This window comes from Gemmatimonadota bacterium (assembly GCA_009838845.1).
Taxonomy (GTDB): domain Bacteria; phylum Latescibacterota; class UBA2968; order UBA2968; family UBA2968; genus VXRD01.
This window is the reverse complement of record VXRD01000033.1, coordinates 28,217-50,124: the sequence shown is the minus strand read 5'-3', so window position 1 is coordinate 50,124 and position 21,908 is coordinate 28,217. Positions and strand designations below refer to the sequence as shown.

Sequence of the window (21,908 nt, the reverse complement as noted above, 5' to 3'; positions counted from 1 at the left end):
CCCATCACCATCGACATCGCATACGAGATCCGTCGCCGTACTTCCCCCTATTGACACCGTGTAATTCACGCGCCGTCTTTCGCCCGAAAGCGATGTCTCCATCACAATAAATACCACCTCGTCAAAGCGATTGGCTCTTGGAATCACCACCGTTGTCCCACGCGGGCACAATAGCTCAATACCAGACGGAGAAATCAGCATAACCAGCAACTGCCACTGTCCCCGGTCATCCAGTGTAAACATCCCCCGAAGCCCGCCAGCGATATTTGAAGTTGCCACGCGCAAATACGTCGCTCCCAAATGATCAACCGTCTCAGACCCTTCAAAAGAACCACCTGTGCCGAGGAATATATTGGTATGCTTTATCGAAGGCAAATCGCGCGCCTCAACATAATATCCGGGGCGCGTGCGCAAATCAGTCAAATAATTCCACGCGGCAAACCGCGGCATCACCTGGGCAAATCCGCCCAATGGCATCCCATCATCAATAAGCGACAAACTATATCTACTCGGATCGCGTCTTTTGAGCAACTCCCAAACACTCTTGATCGCATCTGCACCGTAAACCTGCTCGATGTGATGGGCAAAAATCGACGCGCCAAAAGGATGGAGACTACCAGAAAACTTGTCCAATGAGGCTTCGGGATCGTCGTAAAAACACGAAAAGTTGCTCGGGCAACTCATGTACTGATAAAAATCATTCACGTCGGGATAGGCCACATCCTCCATCCATACCGCCGTGAGTTCCTGCCACCATGCAGCGGCAAAATCGGCATAATACCCAAATTGAATCGCGTGAAAAAACTCGTGTGCAGCCGTCACGCGCAACCCGTTGAATCCACGTGAATTTACAGGATAAATATTATCCGTAAAATTATTGTCAATCTCCATATAACTCGGCGTCGTCAATTCCGTATATGCAATCGGATATGTGAAACCATACGCCTGCTGAACGGCGAGATTTTTGATATAAATGTCGTAAACATTATCGCCATCAGACAGAGGAGGATTATAGCCCAATTGATTGATCTGCAAATCCCAAACCGACTCAAAGACGCGCGCGGCTTCATCGACATAATCCGGAACGCCATTGGCATTTGCATCTGTTGGAGCAACAGCGTGTGTCCCCACAGTATTGTAGTGAATCTTGAAATGCCCCCCCGAAGACAGAATTGAATGACTCAGAACAGGACGCTGCTGGAGAAACGCAAATGCCTCCTTGGCTGCGGGAGGCAATCGATCCCAATTCGCGGTCAAACCCCTTATTGCCGATGTCCCACAAATAGCTCTATCCAGCCGAAACTCGCTATCAGCGGGCAAAACCTCGGGAAAAAAATGGGCACACGCACGGCAATAAATATCGTGCAATTCGGTCCCGGGCGCAAAAATGGGCGGAACTTGTGCATGCACAGATCCGCCCGCCAATAAAACAACCACCAAAAAAAGAACAACCCTGCCCATATCAGCCATCTTCCCCCAATGATGAAACATAAATATGTGCAGCCACTTCAAGCCCGAGTGAATACGTCGCCTCGCCATTGACCACGATTTCCAGCGGGCCGTTAAAAGGCGCGCGCGCCACCACCTCGATCTCGACATTGGGTTTAATACCCATCGTCGCCATATAGCGCAACATCTCCGCGCTTTGATCACTTACCTGTCTGACGAGCACGTTTTCTCCTGCGGGAATATCTGCCAAACACAGGTAGTGGTCGTATTCTATCGAACCATCTTTACGCGGAATCGGCGCACCGTGAGGATCGACTGTCGGATACCCCAGCATTCGATCAATTTTATCTTCAAACTCCTCAGAAATCACATGCTCCAATCGATCCGCCTCCTCATCGACCTTATCCAGATCAAATCCCATCACCTCTGACAAATATAGCTCGAGCAAACGGTGGTGGCGAAGGACCTCAAGGGCAATGCGTTTTCCCGTCGATGTAAGTACAACGCCCTGATAGGGCGTGTGTTCCACCAACTTCATCGCGGCGAGTTTCTTCAGCATATTGGTGACCGAAGCAGGAGCAACAGCCCTGTGCTCTGCAATGAGAGAAGTCGTCACAGAAGCGACGGGATTCTGCCCGTGTGTCAGCTTGTAGATCGTTTTCAAATAATCCTGTGACGATTGACTGATCATATTCATCTCCTCAAATAACCATCACAAAAAGTAAGATAAACCTCACGTACAGGCAAGCACATCCTATCCATCGGGAATGCGCTTGCCCTGTGGATCAATTGCGATATTGGGCAATGCCGCCAGAATTTCTTCCCGCAAATGGTCATCTGTAAAGTGTTCCAGCGCGTCAGCAGGGGCGTGTACATGATCTGGCGGAAGCCCCAGTTGGTTCAGGTAGGACTCCCAAAGTCTGTGATTGCGGAGCAATCTGGTCGCGTGTATAACGCCCTGTTCCCCCAGTGAAAAATGCCCATTTTCCCGCGTTATTAGCCCTTGCCACATCAACGACCGAATCGCAATACCAGACACCCAACGCGCAGCCGTATCGACCAGATCGCCCCAACTGAGCGCGGATACGCGCTGCGATTCTCGCTCGCGAAGCAACTTCAACAAGACGTGATCTCGCGCAACCCTCAGAGAGAGCCGCACCTGCCGCACAAATCGCCCCAACAACCCATAGTGGGGTGCAAAAATCAGGGAAAGCGCAAACAGCACACCCATAACCACGACCATAGCCCCGGCAATAGAGCTATTCCAAACCCCTGCGAGAAAATATCCGGCTATTGCGGAAATAACGCCCATCAAAGCAGACAACATCAAAATGACTTTTAGCCGATCGCTCCACAAATAAGCCGAAGCGCCGGGAACAATCAGCATTGCCACAACGAGGATAGCCCCTACGGACTCAAATGCGGCTACTGTTGTGACAGAAACAGCTCCCATCAGCATATAATGTACCAGCGTGGCACTCACGCCCACAGAAAGCGCCATCTCGGCATCGAAAGACGCGATCAAAAGCTCTTTGTAGAACACCAGAACAAGCGCGATATTAAGCGCAAAGACCGTTCCGAGAATCCAGACTGGACGCGGTCCCAAGTCCCATTCTCCCCAGAACAGGCGATCCCAGGGCGTGTACGCGATCTCTCCGTAAAGGACGCATTCCTGATCTAGATCGACCTGCCCGGCGAATGCCGTGATCAAAACAACCCCCAGCGCGAAAAGCGCTGTAAAAGTAATGCCTATCGATGAATCTTCTTGCACGCGCCACCTGCGGTGAAATGTCTCAATCAACACAGTGGCAATCACCCCACATATAGCAGCACCAATAAACATCGGAATCACATCGCGACTGCCCGAAAGCAGAAACGCAATAACAATGCCCGGCAAAACAGCATGGCTTAGCGCATCGCCCAAAAGCGACATCTTGCGCAACACGAGATACGCACCCAACAAACCGCACGAGGCTCCGGCCAGCGCGCCTGCAAGCACAATCCAAAATGGTCCCCAAAACTCATCCATCTTCGCCGGTCCTCCGATAGCCACTGTGTGTTTTGTGGATATCTCCAACAACATCTATACCTTCTTGTGCCAGAATCAGTTCAAGCTGTTCAATAATCTCAGGCGTTAAAATGTGTTCGACCTCATCGGCGGATCTATCCACGTGATCCACCTCCAGGATAGACCGATAAACCAGATAATATTCCCATAGCTGATGGGACTTTACCACAAAATTCGCCTCTTTGTGTCCCCGTTCCGTCAAAGAACACGCACCATTATGCGTGTTCACCCATCCATCACGGCCGAGACGCTTTGCAATTCGACGCACGCGGTAAAGCGGCAGCTGAAGCTCATTGGCGAGGTCCGCCAACACGACCTCCCGCTTATCCCGTACCTGCAGCGCGAGATATGCCCGCAAAAAATGCTGACCGTTCTCCCGCAAAACATTTGCCCTGAGCCGTGCCCACCTGGCGAGCACTCCACGCCTGGGGGCAATCAGCACAGAAACGAGAAATGCAGCCGTTGCAACCAGCACCATCACTGGACCCGTTGGGATTCGGGGTGCCAGCGCACTCAGACCAACGCCCAGCGCGCCGCATAACGCACCCAAAATACCCGACACCAGCACCATCACATGCAGCCGATCTGTCCAAAACCGCGCAGCAGCAGCGGGGGTAATCAACATCGCAGCAATGAGAATAACTCCCACAGCCTGAAGCCCCACCATAACGGTAAGCACGATCAACCCCATTAGCAAAAGATCGACCACACGCTGGGAAAATCCCAGTGAAGATAGAAACTCCGGATCAAAAATGAGTCCCTTAAACTCCTTGAAAAAAAGAAAAACCGCAACCATAACCAGCGCAGACACAATGCACATCACATACAGATCAGCGCGCACGATGGAAGCTGCCTGCCCAAAAAGAAACTTATCCAGACCACTTTGATTGCCCACCTCGCTTTGCTGAATATGCGTGAGCAACACAATACCCCCACCAAAAAAGACCGAAAGCACAATGCCCAGCGCAGCATCTGCTTTGATGCGCGTGTAATAGACAATGGCTTCGATAATAAGCACCCCCACCACACCGGAAATTGTCGCTCCCAAAAGCAGAATGGGCAATGCTTTGCTCTGTGACCACAGAAATGCCAGCGCAACGCCCGGAAGTGCTGCATGTGCCAGCGCATCGCCCAACAGGCTGCGCCGGCGCAATACGGCAAATGCACCCAGTGTGCCCGATGTTGCCCCGATCAATAGCGAACCGAGCAAAACCAGTTGAAATGTCGCGTCCCAAATCACTTCATAAACCCCGCTGGTGATGGGCAACAGCCTGTGCGGCTTCGGAAAGCACCGTCAACCGTCCGCCGTAAGTTTTGTTCAAATTATCTTCTGTGAACACACCTTCCGTCTCTCCCGCGGCAACGATCCGCATATTGATCAAAACCAGCCAGTCAAAATACTGATGCACCGTGTGCAAATCGTGATGTACAACCAGCATGGTCTTTTTTCGCGCCCTCAAATCCATCAAAATGTCTATAATGGCGCGTTCGGTCGCCGCATCCACGCCGGCAAAGGGTTCGTCCATCAAATAAATTTGTGCATCTTGAGCCAGAGCGCGTGCCAAGAAAACCCGCTGTTGTTGGCCCCCCGAAAGCTGATTGATCTGCCGATGCCCAAAATCGGTCATACCGACCTTTTCAAGTGCTTCCTCAGCCAGTTCTCTGTCAATTTTATCCGGACGCCTCACCCAACCAACGTGGCCATAACGCCCCATCAGCACCACATCTAAGGCATTGATGGGAAAATCCCAATCCACTGACTCGCGTTGTGGCACATAGCCAATGGCCTGACGCATGCGCGAATAGGGCTTGCCGTAGATGCGGACCCACCCCGAAGCCTTGGGCACGAGATCCATAATGGCTTTGATCATCGTGCTCTTGCCCGCGCCATTTGGACCCACAACCCCCACGAGTTTGCCTTCTGGCACCGCGAGATCCACATCCCAAAGAACGGGTTTCTTGTGATACGCCACCGTCATATCGTGAATATGAATGGGCGTCACCGATTCATCAACTGCGTGTAACATTATTTTAATACCTCGACAATTGTGTTCACATTTGACCTTACCATGCCGATGTACGTATCGGCCCCACTGCCCGCAGGTCCCATCGCGTCGGAATACAGAGTTCCACCAATTGCAACATTCCATCCCTGCGCCTTGCACCCTTCGCGCACGGCATTGATCGAACGCTCGGGCACACTGCTTTCCACAAAAATGGCTTTTACCCGCCGTTTGACGATAAAATCTACCAGCAGCGACACATCGTTGACGCCGTATTCGGCCACAGTCGAAATTCCCTGAAGCCCGCGCACTTCAATGCCGTAAGCAAGACCAAAATATCCAAAGGCGTCGTGTGCTGTAATCAACACGCGCTGGTCGCTGGGAATGCGCCCAATCTGCGCTTTTGCCCAGGCGTCGAGATCGAGCAATTGCTTGCGATACGCCTCGGCATTGGCGCGAAACACACCTGCACCATCGGCGTCACGCCCGCTCAGCGTCTGGACAACTACGGACAGGGTCTCTGCCCACATGCTGACGTCAAACCAGATATGTGGATCGTGCTCCCCTTTTCCAGCAACCGGTTTCCGCAGCCTCTCTTTGGAAATATCCCGCGATACTGGAATCACCGTCTTGCTGCGCGCCATCTTTTCAAAAATACCTTCCAGCTTGCCTTCCAGAAAGAGACCATTGTAAAATATCACATCCGCTCGAGACAGTTTCTGCAAATCGCCCTGCGTCGCCTTGTAATAATGCGGGTCAATTCCAGGCCCCATCAGGGAAATCACCTCAGCGCGATCCCCTGCAACATGGCGCACCAGATCGCCGACCATTCCGGTCGTACACACCACCAGCTTTTTATCCTGTTCAACCGGCGGCGTTTCGCCTCCGCCACACGCGCACAGCAATAAAACACCAGCCATAATGAAAAATCTATACATATACCCTCCATTATATATGCCTACAACAATTCTTATATTGCTGCTAAAATAAAATTTAGTCAGAGCTAAAAATATAAAAATCAGGGGATATGGTCAAGAAAAGAAAAAACCCTCAATCCATAGATTGAAGGGTTTTTTATACAAAACGAAACTTCCGTATTTCCCTAATTATTCAATCTCTATCAAACCCTCGCGCTTTGCTTCCCCGCCACAGCCGGAACAAGACGAAGTCAAAAACGGCCTTACGACCTCACCAATAACGCGATAGGCACACCAGAGTGCCACTGCAACCGCGATCCAATTTTGCCAGTCGGTCATACCATTACCCCCATCCGAGCGCCATTCCGAGGCGATAAGTCACAAATGCGCCGATATAGGCGAGCACCGTCATATAAACAAAAGTCAGCACGGGCCACCGCCAGGCCCCCGTTTCGCGTTGAATAACCGCAAGGGTGGAAACGCACTGCGCGCACAGTGCAAAAAATACCATAATAGACAGTGCGACCGGGATATTAAACACCTTTCGTCCATCAGACCAGGTCGCAGACCGAAGCGCGTCTCTAAGCGACGCCGATTCCTCATCTACCTCTCCCAGACTATAAATAGTCCCCAGAACAGCGACAATTACTTCCCTCGCAGGGAAAGATGCCAGTGCCGCCATCCCAATCCGCCAATCCCATCCCAATGGCTCTACGACGGGTTCAACAGCATGTCCCATCCGCCCCAGAAAACTCTGCTGGAGCATCTCGCCGGCCTCTTTCGCGCGCAAATCATCCAAAACCTCCTCCGATGCCCCAACTAATCGCTCGCGCTCAGCCTCGTAATGTTCGGCAATTGTTTCAGACCTCGGGAAATACGCCAGTGCCCACATCACAATCGTCGCGGCGAGAATCAATGTGCCAGCTCTTTCGAGAAAATGCCTCGCACTTTGATAAATACGCATCCCAACAGTGCCCACATCTGGTATTTTGTAAGACGGCAACTCGAGCAAAAAAGGCGTGGGCTGCCCTCTCAACAGCGTCTTTTTTAAAATCCACGCAATGGGAATAGCCACAACAATACCAACGCAGTACAGCGCGAAAAGCGTAAGCCCCTGCAACCCAATCCCCCCCCAAACATCTCGGGCGGGAATAAAAGCCCCAATAAAAATCGCGTACACCGGCAAACGCGCAGAGCAACTCATCAACGGCGCAACCAGCATCGTGGCAATGCGATCTTTGGGGTCATTGATAGTCCGCGTAGCCATCACACCCGGAATCGCACAGGCAAAACTCGACAACAGGGGAATAAAAGACTTCCCCGACAAACCACACGGCGTTAACAGGCGATCCATCAACAGCGCCGCGCGGGCCATATATCCACAATCTTCCAGTATGGCAATAAAGAGGAACAGAATACAAATCTGGGGCAAAAAAATGACCACGCCTCCCACTCCGGCAATCACCCCATCCACCACCATACTTTGCAGCGCTCCTTCAGGCAGATAGCCCGAAGCCCATCCTCCGACCGTCCCAAACAACGCGTCAATACCATCCATTAAAGGCACGGCCCACGAAAAAATCGATTGAAATACAAAGGCCATAATCACAGCAAAACTCAGGCTACCCCATAGCGGATGGGTCAAAATCCGATCCAGTTGATCAGAACGGGTCACGCGAAGTGGTTCGGGATCGCGCAACACATCATCGAGGACTTCGTCGATCCATCTATAGCGCCATTCGATCTCTCGATTCGCCAGTGCATCATCCGCATTAATCTGTGCTCGCAACGCGTGAAGGTCGGCGGCAAAGTCATCACCAAAGCGTTCCACGACATGGGATGTAAAGGCGTTCTGATTATCAACCAACACACGCAACGCCAGCCCCGTAGATACACCTTCGTATTTTCGCGCCAACTGATCGGCTTCTACCCACCAGGATTGCGGGGATATCGGGCTGCGCGAGGGAACCCTGCCCTTTTCAACAACCCGAGAAAGGGCTTCTTTCAATTCATCAAGTCCCACGCGTTTATTGGCCTGTATGGGAATAACAGGAACGCCCAAACGCTCGCTCAGAGCAGGTGCATCAATAACAATGCCCCTGGCTTTGGCCACATCTAACATATTGAGGGCAACAACCAGGGGCAAATCAATTTCGAGAAGTTGAGATACGACGTATAAACTGCGCCTCAAATTGCTGGCGTCGAGAACCACGAGCACAGCTTGAATGGTACTCTCGCTCTCCAACAACCCCATCAGTGCTTCAACAGCAATAAGCTCATCTGGAGACTTGGCTGAAAGGCTGTATGTACCGGGCAAATCCAGCAGGTCAACCGCACCCGCGTTGGGCAATGTCAATTGTCCGACCTTGCGCTCAACCGTAACGCCGGGAAAATTTCCCACGCGCTGCGAAAGCCCCGTCAGAGCATTAAAAAGCGTTGTCTTACCCGTATTGGGATTGCCAACCACAGCGACCGTGGCACGACCCACATAAGGTCGCTCTCGATTCGCTATATTCATTGCCATAATAAATCAGGCCGCTTTCATTCCTTTGATGCATGCAGCATCGGTTTTTCGCAAGCAAAATCTGCTGCTACCCACCTGAATGACCACAGTGCGCCCAACGCGCAACACGCGCACCGGGACACCTGGTATAGCACCCACCTCACGCAGTCGGGCCGCCAGTTGATTGGCTCCTGAAATGCCTTCAATAGTACCTTCATCACCCCGGCCCCATATTGAAAGTGGGGTTGCAGCATCCGTTGCATAAGCCATTATTGAGACTCCAAATTGAATAATTGATCAACATCCTGAACGGGCCACTGCCACTCTTCATCCTGATCCAACCTGGACCAGAATTCAGAGAGAAATTGTCGCGCAGTGGGATCATCGGAGAGCAAGAAGCGCACAAAATGCAGCAATTGCCCACCAGTTTGCGCGCTTAAAAGATGCTCGACCTTGCACGCATCTACTTCGGCTTGATGCTCGTCGAGCTTGAGCACCTCATTGAGAAATTTGCGAACAACAGCGCGTTTGGCTAAAATAGAATCGACAATGCGGCGGCCATCTTCGGATAATTTCAAAAATTTATTGTGATCTTCCACAACCAGCCCGCGCGCCTTGAGGGCTTTGAGCGTCAGCGAAGCACTACCCCGGGTAATCTCCAGCGCACGCGCCACATCCGAAACCCGCGCATAGCCCAGATCGCCCATCAACTCGTGAATGGCAGTTAGATGATGGGCAACACTGTGGGAAATCTCGTTGCTCTCGTATTCTTTCCATACATCCGATGCCATCATAATGCCCCCTCGTGCGTTTAGCCATTTAACCAATGTTTTGCTAATAAAACAACTGATAGAAACATAAACCAAACGCACTCGCTCTGTCAAGGTATTTTTTGGGTGAGACGCAATACGCGAGATGTGAGACAAGACACCCGCGTGAACTGGCCTGAGAGTCGGCCAATTGTCCACCATTTCTCCCCTCACACTTCATCCTTCTCCCTTGACATCTCTTTTTTTTATCCTTATACCTCTTATCCCTAAACCGACTTATCAAAGGACACAACACATGACGCATTTCTATAAGTTTTCTGAAATCGGTCGTCTCCCTCTTCCAGGAGACAACGTCGGCATTGCAACCCGAAAACTGGACGGAGGCACGCAGATTATCCATTCAGATCGCACCTTCGCGCTTCGGCACACCATCCTCGAAGGCCATCGCTTTGCCATCCAACCCATCGCGCCCGGCGACCCCCTCCTCTCGTGGGGCTTGCCCTTTGGCATTGCAACGCGCCATATCTATCCCGGAGATTATGCCTGCAACCCGGAAATCCTTGGCGCCCTTAAACTCCGCGATCTCGACTTTGAACTGCCAGACATGCCCAACTTTGAAGATCGCATTGTTCCATACCAGATCACCACTTTTGAGGCAGGCGAGCAAGTCAAGCACTATGATCAGTGCGGTACTTTTCAGGGTTACAAAAGACCGGGAGGTCGAGGCGTAGGCACGCGAAATAATATTGTTATACTGGGAACATCCTCTCGTACAGCGAGTTATGCCAAACAGCTCGAAGCGAGGTTACAAGACCGCATACGAGATTATCACAACATCGATGGCATTGTTGCAGTAGCCCACACCGAAGGCGGCGGCACTGAAATCCCCAATAACAAAGACCTCTTATTGCGTACACTCGCCGGATTTGCAGTACATCCAAACGTCGGTGCGGTACTCGCGATCGACTATGGTCACGAAGCCATCACCAATCAGCACCTACGGGAATTTCTCGCGCAAAATAACTATCCTATCGACCATGTCCTGCACCACTTTCTCACGCTTGAAGGCAGCTTTGAAAACGCGCTAAAACAAGGCGAAAACATCATTGCCAAATGGCTGCCGCAAGTCCAGACAATGGTCCGCGCACCCGAACCCCTATCGCACATCAAAATCGCACTGCAATGCGGTGGCTCAGACGCATTCTCGGGCATCTCTGGCAATCCATTAGCTTCGTGGGTGGCAAGAGAAATCATTCGCCACGGCGGCTCGGCCAACCTCGCAGAAACCGACGAACTCATCGGTGCAGAGTCCTATGTCCTCCAAAATGTCTCATCTTACGATGTCGCCCAACGCTTTCTCGACAAAGTGGAAGCCTATAAAACCCTCGCGGCCTGGCACGGAACAACGGCAGAAGGTAACCCTTCTGGTGGCAACAAATTTCGCGGCCTCTACAACATCGTCCTCAAATCAATTGGCGCGGCCATGAAGCGTCACCCGGATGTCCGTCTCGATTCTGTCATTGATTACGCGGCACCGATGACCGACCCAGGGTACTATTTCATGGACAGCCCTGGCAATGATCTCGAAAGTATTGCCGGACAAGTAGCTTCCGGATGTAACATGATCTTCTTTATCACGGGCAATGGCTCAATCACAAACTTCCCCTTTGTACCCACCATCAAGATCGTCACCACATCCGAACGCTATCATCTACTCAGTAAAGATATGGATGTCAACGCGGGTGCATATCTGGACGGTACCTCCATGGACGACCTCGGCAGCGATATGTTTGACCTGACCTGCAAAATCGCCTCGGGAGAACGCAGCAAAGGCGAAAAAGCCGCACACGCACAAGTCTCGATATGGCGCACATGGCGACAGACCTCAACAGATCACCTGCCCGACCTCAAGAACCGCCCCGAACCCCGGGGCGTGCCACTCGCTATTCAGGTATTGGACGCCGACGAACACAGCTTTGAAGCCATTCGCACCCGAGATGGATTTACAACCGACCGCCTGGGCCTGATTCTACCCACCAGCCTGTGTTCTGGACAAATTGCGCTGATGGCGGCAAAACGTCTCACAGAAAAGGGTCTGGGCCACGATAAGGGCATCTCGCGCTTTGTCGCCCTCCCTCACACCGAAGGATGCGGCGTATCGGGAGAAGCCACCGAACGCCTCTACACGCGCACTATGCTCGGCTACCTTACTCACCCCCTCGTACACACCTGCCTGTTATTGGAACACGGCTGTGAAAAGACCCACAACGACTATATTCGACACGCACTGGACGACAGAGGAATCAGCCCCGATGCGTTTGGATGGGCAAGTGTACAACTCGACGGCGGTATCGAGGCCGTTCTCGACAAGGTCGAAGCCTATTTTCTCGACCAGTTCTCGCAGACGCCTCCCCCTAAAATCACTCCCGCCAGCCTGTCCGCACTTCAAATCGGTCTTCACGCTTCTGGTTCTATTTCCGATATAGCCGCGCAATCACTCGCCATTCTATCCCAATCCTTGATCGGCACAGGTGCCACGCTCATTGTACCCGACAATGCAAGTTTTCTGTCTCATCCTATATATCTATCCGAAGTTCTGGGCGACACGCCACCTGTATCCACTCTTGCACACGGGCAAAATCCCACCCAACCGGGCTATCACATCATGGACAGCCAGACCGACCACTGGGTCGAAACCCTCACGGGATTGGGCGGCACGGGCGTCCACCTCATCGTCGCCTACTCGGGCGATCACCCCTTGCAGGGGCATCCCCTGACCCCCATGCTTCAAACAACGGCTGAAGAGCGCGTCACTAACTCCTACGGCGATGACTTTGACCTCATCTTCTACACCGAACCCAAACACAACGCCGACGCTCTCTTGCGCCAGATCATCTCCATCGCCTCTCGTCAATACACGCCTAAAACGCCCCCCACAGGTAACACAGACTTCCAATTCACCCGAGGACTTCTGGGCGTCTCGATGTAAATAATGGAACATACAGGAGATATCAATGTCTAAAATCAGCTTTTACACCTGGAACAGATGAAGCACCTGCCGCAAGGTGAAAGCGTGGCTTTCACGGGAAGACGTGAATTTTGAGGAAAGGGATTTCTTCAAAGATGAGTTCTCTGAGAAAGAGCTTCGAGAATTGCTCGGCGACACTCCGCCAACCGACATATTCTCGTGGCGGAGTCCTTCGGCGCGAACATTGAAACTCGACCGGGAAGAAGTGTCAGCGGACGAACTGATTCGCCTCATGGCTGAACAGCCCCGGTTGATACGTCGTCCACTAATACACACTGGAGATCGGCTATTCGTGGGCACGGACAAAGCGGCGATGGGCGAGATATTTCCCGGCTACAATCTGTGAAATAAAAAAGCCAGACAAAATATCTGGCTTTTTTTCTTTCACACTTCACACTTCCCCTACCCCACCTTAACTTCCCGCCCCGTGCGTCCAGATTCAAACACCGCAGTGATAATTTCCACAGCATGGCGCGCACTTTCAAGACCAATCATAGGCTCGCGGTCTTCATTGATCGCCCCGACGAGGTCTTCGATGATCAACGTGTGCCCATCGGAACTGACAGCCAGCGGATCTGCTGAAATATTCTTCTGTTTGTCTTCCTGGTCGCCGTAAAAACCCAGCATCTCCGCTTCTTCTGCTGCCTCGTTCTCACCCTGAATTTTCCAGGAAATCAGCTTCGAAGCATCTTTCATAATCGACCCATTCTCGCCGTAAATAGTCACCAGTTGCGGAAGCCCTGGATAGCAGCAGGTCGTTGTATAAACCGTGCCAATCGCGCCATTCTTAAACTTGAACAACGCCACAGTCTGATCTTCTGCTTCGATATCGTGCCCAAAAACGCCAAACATACCCATCACAGACTCGACGCCGCCTGCAAGCCACTGAATCAAATCGACAGTGTGAACGCCCTGATTCATCAGCGAGCCTCCCCCATCGAGATCCCACGTTCCCTTCCACGATCCATGTGCGCCCTGATAATAGCTATCCGCGCGATACCAGGGCAAATGGCCGTGAACGCCGATCAACTTACCCAGCTTGCCGCTATCAACCGCATCTTTAATCCGCCTGTTTAGAGGTTCCAAACGCGCTTGAAAAATACATCCGACCTTTACCCCGGCATCCTTCACCGCACCAATTAATTGGTCAACGCGCTCAGGCGTAATATCTGCGGGCTTCTCAACGATCATGTGCTTACCCGCATCTGCAGCCTGAATACCCAACTCGGCGTGCTTTCCAGACTCAACGCAAATATTGACGACCTGGACCTCATCATCCTGAAGCATCTCTTCATAACTCGTATAAGCTTTGCACCCGTATTCCTCAGCCGTCGGTCCCAAACGCTCCTCATCTAAATCGCATACGGCCACCAACTTCGCACCTTCGGCCCGTGTGACAGACCGACAGTGATTCGTGCCCATACCCAGTCCAACAACGCCAAAACCCAGCTCTGCTGCCATAATATCCCTCCAATCAAAAATGTAAAATCAATCTATCAAAACGCCGCCCAATGTAATGAGACACCCGTCCACGAGCAAGCAAAAATTATTAAGGGAAAGACCTTGACATTTGATGAGAACAGGCTATACATAGTTAAAGAGATAATCTACAAACTATGAACGAGGAATCACACCATGTGCGGTCGATTTGTTTATGCTGCCCAAAACGATGAAAACCAGCTTGCATTTCCACAGATTGTTTTTCCCAACGAGATACCCTTGCGATACAATATCGCACCGGGCCAGGACATCACGGCGATTGCCAACACTGCCGAGCCGCGGGCAGACACCTTCAAATGGGGACTTATTCCATCGTGGGCAAAAGATCACAAAATTGGCAACCGACTCATCAATGCTCGGGGAGAAACCCTTGCGGAAAAACCCTCATTTCGCACGGCCTTCAAAAGACGGAGGTGTCTGATTCCCACAACGGGATTTTACGAATGGCAACGCAATCCCGACGGCAGAACCAAAACCCCTATGTACATCGCGCTCAAATCCGGTATCCCCTTTGCCTTTGCTGGCCTCTGGGAATCGTGGCATTCGCCCGAAGGACAACGCATCCAATCCTGTACGATTATCACAACCGAACCCAACGACCTGATGGCTCCAATTCACAACCGCATGCCCGTCATTCTACCGGATGATGTGTATGACCTCTGGCTCGATCCAGAAGAAAGAACGGACCTCCAGGAACTCCTCATTCCCTATTCCGCCCAGGAGATGAGCGCACATCCCGTTTCCACCCTTGTCAATAATCCGAGGAATGACACTCCCGACTGCCTGAAACCCGCGCAATCGCCCGAACAGGGCGCATTGTTTTGATCCCACCCCTTCGGAGCAAACACAATGACCATTGTCGATACACACTGCCACATTGGACTTCACAAATACGAACCCGTGGAATCTCTACTCTACCACATGAACACATCCGGCGTTGATCGTGCCATCTTTATCCAATACGCGGGGAACTCGGATAACCAGTACATGATCAATAGCATGGCGGCACATCCGGGAAAATTTCAAGCGGCCATGATCGTTCCCCCCACAGACGATGGCACAGCCATGCGACAATGGACAGAACAGGGCATCGTGGGCATTCGCCTTCCGGCAAATAGTCGCGCCGATTGCGCTGCCCCCCTCGTGCAGTGGCGTACAGCAGCCGAACTCGACCTCGTTGTCAGTGCGCCGAGCAGTCCCCAGAGCCTTCTAAGCGATGAATTTGCAGAAGTAATCAGAGAATTTCCAACTCTGTCCATTGTGATCGAACACCTCGCGGGCATCGGCGAGGGCCAGCAACCTCCTTATGATACCTTCAAAAAAATCCTCGAACTCGCCGAATACCCCAATCTGTCCATCAAACTCCCCGGATTCGGCGAAATCTGTCCTGTCCCCTTGCCCTTTGATCCCATTCCCCCACTCGCCGACATGGCCATAGAAGCCTTCGGTCCCCAAAGGGTCATGTGGGGAAGCGACTATCCTCCAGTAAGCAGACGCGAAGGCTATGATAACAGCCTCAAAGTCCCGATGGATTATCTATCTGATCTCAGTTCAGAAGACAGAGAATGGATATTCGGAAAAACCGCCCTGAAAATCTGGCGGTTCTGATCACAAAAGCCAAAAAAAAAGCGCCAGCTTAATGAGCTGACGCTTTTTTTATTCTTGATTTTTATTCACTTACGTCTTCATACTCGGGAAATGCGGGAGCCAATAAAAAGGCACAATCTTCGTGACATTTACCGCAATAAGGTACCATGGCGCGGAACTTCTTATTCGCCTCTTTGACATTTCCCGCCTTGGCAGCCGATGCAATCCCCAAAGCCAGTGTTTGAGATGCCTGGTTGTAAATCGTGTACTTCTCCTCGTGTTCTGGCGGATAGAGATCGATCACCGCTTTCAACGCATCCTGAATCTTCTCGGCATCGTCGGCAACCCCCTCAACCGTCTCGTTTTTCAACGCGACCATAATCCGGTCTGTACTCAGCTTAATATCGCGCATCTTCGCACGTCTTACTGGCAGATTATTGTCCGACTGTTCGTTACCTCCACCACAGCCAGCGATACCAGCCATCACAACACCCAGAATTACCGAACCCAGAGCCATAAACCTCAAATAACGCATTGATTCCTCCTCATTTCATTCTCGTTTTACAGTGCGAATATGATAATAAACTTTTCCGAACATAAAATCAAGTTTTTCCAGAGGGGTTATCTCGGCCTCCCAAAACTTTTCTCAAGCCCTCCTGAACCCGGCGATTTTGATTGTGCTGACGCACCCCCGCCTGAATCATAAACCGCGAAAGCCGATCCTTTTTGGCCCTCATCCAGCGATTCAATGGTGGATAGGCATACATCAGAAAACCAGAAAGACAAATCGTCAACGTAACATAGGCAACGATATCGGTATAAATATACGCGTTGCTAGCACCCGCAAAAATAACCCCCGAATGCAACTCCAGCATGATTTTCCGGAAATCAGCAGATCGCACCATCACCAGAGAGGTAATAGACATCACCGCCAACAAAATCATGCCGACGAGCCCGGCCCAATAGTGTATCTTGCGATTGTACTTAAACACGGTATTGATAACCGTGCGGTCTTCCACCAGATGCTCAAATCCCGACAAGCGCTCCATCTGTGCTTCGAGCAACTCATTGCGGTGGGCCATCTCCTCGCGCCGCAACATCATATCGACCAACCCACCGATTTGCGCGGCCACCTCGTGCAGGAAATCCTCATCATCTTTTGTAAAATACCCCGGATCGTCTTTCTTGTTCAGGAGTTCCAGCACACCTATCACCTCCCCGCGTCTGTTGTGCAGCGGAAAAGCCAGCATAGTATGCGTTTCATACCCAAGCTCATTGGAAAACAAGGGGTCTTTAGAGGTATCTAAAACATTTCTCACATCGCCGCTATTAAACACATGCCCTGCGATACCCCTATTGCTCGGGATTCGCACCTGCGTGTCTTTTTCGACGCCCGCACCAACATGCGTATATAGCTCATCCGTCAGGCGGTTGTGAAAAAAAATTGAACACTGTTCCGCCTCTAAATACGTGGAGATTTCATGTGCAATACCACTGATTAACCGCCCCTGGTTTGACGTCGCATTCATCAACCGACTAATTGCCAACAGCGACTCCAAACGCTCCACACGAGCGGTGAGATCTTGAGAAAGTTCGCTATCTTGTGCCATATACCAACCTCGAATATAAACTATATCCGATTGATACCAACGTTCAATGTTTCCAATATACAAAACTATTTGACGAAATACAAACTCCCTCCTCGTCTTTTAGCTCTCACCTCACCAATTCCGCTGTACCCCACAAACTCGGATCATAAGACACGGGCAAAATCTCTTCTGCTGTCCAAACTTGTCGTCCCAGATTTTTGTCGCGCAGCAAATAAGTAAAACCGATCCGATTATTCTCATCGGGATCAAACCCGGTCATTGCAGTAGCGGGAATATGAGCTTCCAGACGATACCCCGTTTTGAGCACCTTTGAAGCCGCCTTTAGACGCTCGGGATCGCACAATCTCGGATGTGCTCTCGCCCGTCGCAGACGAAACTGCCTTCCCCCGGCTCGCCCCTTGCCCTTGCCCGGCCAAAAACAAAAATGATGACAGTAACGGCTTCCCCGAGGCGCATTACGCACATCGCGCGTATCAATCCACACCTGAAGTCCGTCACCGCGCAATGGACTGCGAACATCGGGCGCACGCCCACCTCCACTTTTCACATCAACTGCGAAAAATAATCCGGTATCGTGCCAAGCCATATACACATCGGCAAAGGGATTTTTTCCCTCAACCCCGGTCAAATCAGGCACCAGATAAGTCGCCTCCCAGTCATTGAGTACCCCATCAATTACCGGGACATCTGCGCGAAACACGCAGGGAAAAGCCACCTGAAAAAACGCACGTTTGGGAATACCAATATTCATAACCTTAGCCCCCAGCCCCAACCTTGCGACCAAAAAGATTGGCAAAGATGAGAAAGTCGGGGAAATTGACGATACCATCGCCGTCAAAATCAAATGTGGAATCAGAAGTTTGAAATGCACGGACAAAAGATAGGAAATCTGCGAAATCGACAACGCCACTGCCATCGACATCGGCCCGCGCGAGAAGGCTCGGATCAACAATATCTGAAATAGTTTTCAAACCAAGAGGTGTACCGCTCGCATCGGATGTATTGAGAATAGTCAGCGTATATCGAGGGGGAAACAGTACGGCAAAAGACAGAACCGCGCGAGTATTTTGCTGGTCGAGAATCACTGATGTGGGTTGCCCAACACCGCCGAGCAGATAACTCGACGGCAGTGCCGCATCTGATCCCATCTCTTCCGAAAAGAAAATTTGAATCTGGTTTTCCGACAGTGTTTCAACGCGCACGACCTCTGGCGCACGATTCGGCGTGAGAGATACAATACCCGAGCGAAGGTCCCAATCGGCCACGGCGACAATCTGATAGTGATAGGTCTGGCCTTCGGTCAGCAAAGAATCAATATATACCGTGCGGTCGCTGATCTCATCAAAATAATCGAGCACACCATCGCCGACAGCGCGATAAATCTGGTAAGAAGACGCATCGGGCACTTGCATCCAGTCTATTTCAACGCGAGTTGGACCCAGAGGCCGCGCGCGTATAATCTGCGGCGACCCCACCTCAACTGGCGGTTCATCGCGTTCAACAATATGCACTGCGCCATCCAAATTAAAAAGCACCTCATAGCGAAAATCTTTGTCCAGATCCGCAATGAGTGCGCGGCGCATCAAACCCACTGGCGTATGCCAGATCGGGCGATAGTGATCGGGTTTCTCAGCGCGAAAAGCGTAGAGATCGGGGCGCAGACATACTATCAGATCGACAAGGCCATCCCCATCGACATCCCCTGCTGAAATCCCATTGCCCGTGGTCGCCACCCCGTGGATTCGCGTCGTCCATTCACGCGCATAAGTATCGGGCGCACGCATGCTGTAAATCTCCAATTCCCAGAAACCATTGGAAGCCTCGTACGCATCTGTGTACGCACGAGCAACTGCAAACTCGACCAATCCATCGCCATCCAAATCCATACCCCCGCCAATCCATCGCGCATCCCCATCGCCCGGCAAGTACCAGGTCTGCACGTATTTTCCCGCGCGATATTCGTACATCCAGAGATCGCCATCGCCATCGCCAGCGAGAATTTCCTGCTGTTCATCTCGATCAAAGTCCGCAACTACAAAGCGCGGACCAGGGTCTCCACCACCTTCCGAGGGATCAACAAGAAATACCTCCTCGCGGATCACACTGCCGAGATTGCGAATCACGCGGATACCGCGCTGATCGCCTGCGCGAGCGATAATATCGGGAATGCTATCACCATCCACATCGGCAAAATCGCCGCCCCATGTGCCGCGCTGTTCAAATTCCACCTGCGCGGGATAGGGATTGGAGAAACTATCTGTAAAAAGCACGAGACGCTCATAAGTCACGCCCAATAAATCATCGGTCCCATCATTTGTAATATCGCCAATTGCCCAGGGTAAAAAACGCTCATCGCTTTGAAATTCATCGATAAATGTACCATCCGCCTGGCGTTCGTAAATATGCACTGACCCATAAGAACCGCCTCCAACATAGGGCATAAGCGCGATTTCCAGCCTGCCATCGCGGTCGAAATCCGACGCGCGGTCGGGCAAAAAACCATCGGGCAATGTGCCCCTTTCCACAAAGCCATTTTGTGGGACGCGAAATGGAACATAATCAATTGTCTGCGCCGGATGCACCGCGCGGATATTATTTTCCCCATCGGCTAAAACGTGAAATGTAACGACACCTGATGGCAATGTGTGGGGCAGAACAACGCGGTGTTTGTTTTGCACCAGACCGGTGTACAGAGTATCAAAATTCGTGCCATAGCGATAAGCAATACCCCCGTGTGCGCGCTGATCGGTTCGCCAGCGACATTCAAAAACGCGGCGGTCGTCCTCCAATACATCGCCACAGGCAAGCGCGGTGATAGCGGGTGCTATTTTTTCAATGGCAACGCGAACGCGGTCCTCTACGACCACACCATCCGACAAATCTGCCTCGAGTCTCAAAACCACGTCAGAATCTGCAAAAGCAGAAACATCCCACGTCTGACGAATGTCCAGAGAGGGCGCCCCCTCGGCGAGACGTGTCCATGTTTGTGGATTGTACCCGCTGCCATAAGACAGTCGATAACCCGTGACCTGCGCGCCCGAAACAGAAGCGCGAATATCAAACGCAGTATCTTCTCCCTCGTCATTGGCGGGAGATCGAATCGCAACCGTCAGCGAATCGAAAGTACTCAGGCGGTCTGCGAGTTGCGCGCCACTCACGCGCCCTGCGCCGTAGTCATTGTCGTGCCCCGACGGACCCAGATCAATCGCAGATGCGATGAGTAAATTGCGCACAGAGTGAGGCGAAAGATCGGGACGCCGCGAGAGAATCAGCGCGGCCAAACCGGATATGTGAGGCGCAGAAAAAGAAGTGCCAGAACCAGACGCATAGCGATTATCGAGACGTGTGCTGAGAATACTGACCCCCGGCGCAACCAGATCGAGCGACGCGCCCGTGCTGCTAAAGCCCGCCAGGCGATCGGCGTGATTTACCGCACCTACGGCAATCGTATAGTGATTGCCCGCGGGATATCCCAACTCATCTCCCGAGTTGCCCGCAGAGGCGACGAGCACAACGCCTTGAGCGTGTGCATATTGGATTACATCGCCCAAAATAAAAGTGCGCTCGGGTCCACCCAAACTCATATTGACAACATGCGCGCCATTTTCCGCGGCATAGAGAATAGCCGCAGCAATATCGTCTTCTTCGAGAAAACCAATACCTCCAAGCCGTCTCAACCCCGCTCGCAATGCCATAATCTGTGCATTGGGTGCAACACCGACAATACCTCGATTGTTATTCACCGCAGCTGCAACAATACCAGCAACGCGCGTACCGTGCGACGATTCATCCTGTGGATCGTTGTCGCGCCTGAGATAATCGCCCATTCCCGGCAACCCGGGCGCATGGGTAAAATCCCACCCCCTTATATCGTCGATATACCCATTCCCATCGTCATCAACGCCAGACATGCCGTTTACTTCTGCTGCGTTGTGCCAGATATTATCGCGCAAGTCTTCGTGGTTGTAATCGACGCCAGAATCAATGATCGCGACAATGATCTGTTCTCGAACGGGACCGAGATTTTGTTGCAATAGCTCCCAATCGATGGTCTGAAGGCTGCGTTGATCGCCGTAGTGAGGGTCATCGGGCACCTGGTGGTGCGTAAACAAATAATTGGGCTGTGCGTAAACAACATCGGGACGCAATGCGTAATCGGCTGCGGCTGCGACCGGATCGCCCGATAAATGAACGCGGTACACACGCGTCAAAGGATGGGGATAAACTGCCTTAGCACTTCGCGGCGTAAAAAGTGGTTCAATCGCCGTCACGCCATGGAGCTCTGATAGATCGCGGAATTGTGCAATTGCTGGCTTTGCGTTGCGAAATTTGACGAGAATTTGCCCGGGAGAATATGTGGGCTGCGCGTGCGCTATCTGTAAAAAACAACCACTAATAACTACAGCAAGCGCGTAACACCACCTCAGTCCCCGCTTTTCTCTGTGTCTCTGTGTCTTCGTGTGAGCCATCCCA

General features: G+C 51.8%; 17 protein-coding genes and 1 pseudogene. 4 read left to right on the top strand and 14 right to left on the bottom strand.

Annotated features, from left to right (window positions below; translation table 11 throughout):
* From F4Y39_05220 to F4Y39_05180, 9 genes and pseudogenes are all read right to left on the bottom strand, one after another.
* Positions 1-1,491: hypothetical protein (locus tag F4Y39_05220; GenBank protein MYC13110.1), on the bottom strand; the 1,491-nt coding region annotated here is incomplete at its 3' end.
* Complete coding sequence (locus F4Y39_05215; GenBank protein ID MYC13109.1) at positions 1,463-2,140, bottom strand: metal-dependent transcriptional regulator; 678 nt, start codon at positions 2,138-2,140, stop codon at positions 1,463-1,465. The genes F4Y39_05215 and F4Y39_05220, both read right to left, overlap by 29 nt.
* Before the next feature lie 444 nt (positions 2,141-2,584).
* Positions 2,585-3,478: pseudogene (locus F4Y39_05210) on the bottom strand (metal ABC transporter permease).
* Positions 3,471-4,784, bottom strand: a complete 1,314-nt coding sequence (locus F4Y39_05205; protein ID MYC13108.1) for an iron chelate uptake ABC transporter family permease subunit — start codon at positions 4,782-4,784, stop codon at positions 3,471-3,473. Before F4Y39_05205 ends, F4Y39_05210 begins: the two are co-directional and overlap by 8 nt.
* On the bottom strand, positions 4,759-5,544 hold the full coding sequence (locus tag F4Y39_05200; protein MYC13107.1) for an ABC transporter ATP-binding protein: 786 nt from the start codon (positions 5,542-5,544) through the stop codon (positions 4,759-4,761). The genes F4Y39_05205 and F4Y39_05200 overlap by 26 nt, the downstream gene beginning before the upstream one ends.
* Entirely contained in the window at positions 5,544-6,458 is a 915-nt protein-coding gene (locus F4Y39_05195; GenBank protein MYC13106.1) for a manganese transporter, read from the bottom strand. The genes F4Y39_05200 and F4Y39_05195 overlap by 1 nt, the downstream gene beginning before the upstream one ends.
* Positions 6,459-6,780: 322 nt before the next feature.
* Entirely contained in the window at positions 6,781-8,955 is a 2,175-nt protein-coding gene (feoB, locus tag F4Y39_05190) for a ferrous iron transport protein B (GenBank protein ID MYC13105.1), read from the bottom strand.
* A gap of 12 nt (positions 8,956-8,967) precedes the next feature.
* A complete protein-coding gene (locus tag F4Y39_05185) occupies positions 8,968-9,210 on the bottom strand; it encodes a ferrous iron transport protein A (GenBank protein ID MYC13104.1) in 243 nt (80 codons plus the stop codon).
* Entirely contained in the window at positions 9,210-9,911 is a 702-nt protein-coding gene (locus tag F4Y39_05180; protein MYC13103.1) for a metal-dependent transcriptional regulator, read from the bottom strand. Before F4Y39_05180 ends, F4Y39_05185 begins: the two co-directional genes overlap by 1 nt.
* A gap of 94 nt (positions 9,912-10,005) precedes the next feature.
* Between F4Y39_05180 and F4Y39_05175 the strand changes: the two genes are divergently transcribed.
* Positions 10,006-12,699 carry an altronate dehydratase gene (locus tag F4Y39_05175; GenBank protein MYC13102.1) on the top strand — a complete coding sequence of 898 codons (2,694 nt, stop codon included), beginning with the start codon at positions 10,006-10,008 and terminating at the stop codon, positions 12,697-12,699.
* A 76-nt stretch (positions 12,700-12,775) separates the two neighbouring features.
* Positions 12,776-13,084, top strand: a complete 309-nt coding sequence (locus F4Y39_05170) for a hypothetical protein (GenBank protein MYC13101.1) — start codon at positions 12,776-12,778, stop codon at positions 13,082-13,084.
* Between the two features lie 56 nt (positions 13,085-13,140).
* On the opposite strand, the gene F4Y39_05165 is transcribed toward F4Y39_05170, so the two are convergent.
* Entirely contained in the window at positions 13,141-14,199 is a 1,059-nt protein-coding gene (locus tag F4Y39_05165; protein MYC13100.1) for a Gfo/Idh/MocA family oxidoreductase, read from the bottom strand.
* A gap of 174 nt (positions 14,200-14,373) precedes the next feature.
* On the opposite strand from F4Y39_05165, the gene F4Y39_05160 reads away from it, so the two are divergent.
* Both F4Y39_05160 and F4Y39_05155 read left to right on the top strand, forming a co-directional pair.
* A complete protein-coding gene (locus F4Y39_05160) occupies positions 14,374-15,063 on the top strand; it encodes an SOS response-associated peptidase (GenBank protein MYC13099.1) in 690 nt (229 codons plus the stop codon).
* 24 nt (positions 15,064-15,087) lie between these two features.
* Complete coding sequence (locus tag F4Y39_05155) at positions 15,088-15,846, top strand: amidohydrolase (protein MYC13098.1); 759 nt, start codon at positions 15,088-15,090, stop codon at positions 15,844-15,846.
* A gap of 61 nt (positions 15,847-15,907) precedes the next feature.
* Here the strand turns inward: F4Y39_05155 and F4Y39_05150 are convergent, their stop codons facing one another.
* From F4Y39_05150 to F4Y39_05135, 4 genes are all read right to left on the bottom strand, one after another.
* The gene (locus tag F4Y39_05150) at positions 15,908-16,360 is read right to left on the bottom strand and encodes a hypothetical protein (protein MYC13097.1); all 453 of its coding nucleotides are present in this window, start codon (positions 16,358-16,360) and stop codon (positions 15,908-15,910) included.
* Between the two features lie 67 nt (positions 16,361-16,427).
* Positions 16,428-17,435 (bottom strand): GAF domain-containing protein, encoded by a 1,008-nt coding sequence (locus F4Y39_05145; protein ID MYC13096.1) that lies wholly within the window; start codon positions 17,433-17,435, stop codon positions 16,428-16,430.
* A 106-nt stretch (positions 17,436-17,541) separates the two neighbouring features.
* Complete coding sequence (locus F4Y39_05140) at positions 17,542-18,357, bottom strand: hypothetical protein (GenBank protein MYC13095.1); 816 nt, start codon at positions 18,355-18,357, stop codon at positions 17,542-17,544.
* Complete coding sequence (locus F4Y39_05135) at positions 18,191-21,904, bottom strand: S8 family serine peptidase (GenBank protein MYC13094.1); 3,714 nt, start codon at positions 21,902-21,904, stop codon at positions 18,191-18,193. Before F4Y39_05135 ends, F4Y39_05140 begins: the two co-directional genes overlap by 167 nt.
* Positions 21,905-21,908: the final 4 nt, after the last annotated feature.